The following is a 1,395-nucleotide window of genomic DNA, read 5'->3' on the forward strand; positions in this document are numbered from 1 at the left end:
GGCCATGTACGGGTCGGGGGAGGGGCCGCTCGGGGCTTCGGGGAGGTCCGGGGAGTCGTGGGCGGACGCGTGCGCGTAGAGGTCGCGTTCGGCGCGGTCGAGCGCGGCCGAGAGGACGTACTGGGGGACCGTCCAGCCGATGAGGGCCGCGGCCTTGCGGATCGCGAGATGCGCTTCCGCGGACGTGCGGAGGTGGATGTGGTCGTCGTGGGCGCCGGGAAGGTCGGGGTGAACCGGCGGCTGCATGGACGCCTCCTTCCTCTTCGGCACCTCAACGTACGCCCGGGGGCGTTGTCCGGACATCCCCAATAGGGACGAGAATCGCCCGAAGCGAATTGTTCGTCCGAAGGAGGTTGATCGTGGTTCCGGCCATCGAGCTCGCCGGGGTGGAGAAGTCCTACGGGCGGACGGCCGCGGTGCGGGGCGTGGACCTGGCCGTGGCGCCGGGGGAGTTCTTCTCGCTGCTCGGTCCGTCGGGGTGCGGGAAGACGACGCTGCTGCGGATGGTCGCGGGGTTCGAGGAGCCGTCGGCGGGCGAGGTCCGGCTGGACGGGCGCGGCGTCAACGGGATCCCGGCGGAGCGGCGCGACGTCAACATGGTGTTCCAGTCGTACGCGCTGTTCCCGCACATGAGCGTCTTCGACAACGTGGCGTTCGGGCTGCGGCGGCGGCCCGCGGAGCTGTCCGGCGGGCAGCAGCAGCGGGTGGCGCTGGCGCGGGCGCTGGTGAACCGGCCCCGGGCGCTGCTGCTGGACGAGCCGCTGGGGGCGCTCGACCTGCGGTTGCGGCAGGCGATGCAGGACGAGTTGAAGCGGTTGCAGCGGGACGTCGGCGTGACGTTCGTGTACGTGACGCACGACCAGGGGGAGGCGCTGGCGATGTCGGACCGGATGGCGGTCGTGAACGAGGGGCGCGTCGAGCAGGTGGGGACGCCGCGGGAGGTGTACGAGCGGCCCGCGACCCGGTTCGCGGCCGGGTTCATCGGGACGTCGAACGTGCTGGACGGCGAGGTCGTGGAGGCGTCGGGGGGCGTCGCGGTGCTCGGGCACGGGACGGACGGGCGGATCGAGGTGCCGGGTGCGGCGGTCGGGACGCGGCTCGAGGTGGCGGTGCGCCCGGAGAAGGTGCGGCTGGCGGTGGACGAGCCGCCGGGGCGGTGCAGGGTCCGCGGGACGGTCACGGACGTCGTGTACCAGGGGGCGTCGACGAGGTACGGGGTGCGGACGACGGCGGGGGCGGACGTGTCGGTGCTCGTGCAGAACGCCGACCCGGTCCCCGCGGCCGGTCGGGGCGACGGGGTGTGGCTGTCGTGGGAGCCGCGGCACTCGTACGTGATCGGCGACGGGGCGATGGGCGGTGCGCGGTGAGGCGCCGGGACGTCCTGCGGCTGGCGGG

2 protein-coding genes are annotated in these 1,395 nt (G+C 73.8%); one reads left to right on the forward strand and one right to left on the reverse strand.

Annotated features, from left to right (window positions below; all coding sequences use genetic code 11):
* Positions 1 to 246: type II toxin -antitoxin system TacA 1-like antitoxin (locus DMH08_RS39490; RefSeq protein ID WP_125621408.1), on the reverse strand; the 246-nt coding region annotated here is incomplete at its 3' end.
* Between the two features lie 113 nt (positions 247 to 359).
* On the opposite strand from DMH08_RS39490, the gene DMH08_RS39495 reads away from it, so the two are divergent.
* Positions 360 to 1,367 carry an ABC transporter ATP-binding protein gene (locus DMH08_RS39495; RefSeq protein ID WP_325052992.1) on the forward strand — a complete coding sequence of 336 codons (1,008 nt, stop codon included), beginning with the start codon at positions 360 to 362 and terminating at the stop codon, positions 1,365 to 1,367.
* The last annotated feature ends 28 nt before the right edge of the window (positions 1,368 to 1,395 follow it).

The sequence above is a fragment of the Actinomadura sp. WAC 06369 genome (assembly GCF_003947565.1).
GTDB lineage: Bacteria > Actinomycetota > Actinomycetes > Streptosporangiales > Streptosporangiaceae > Spirillospora > Spirillospora rifamycini.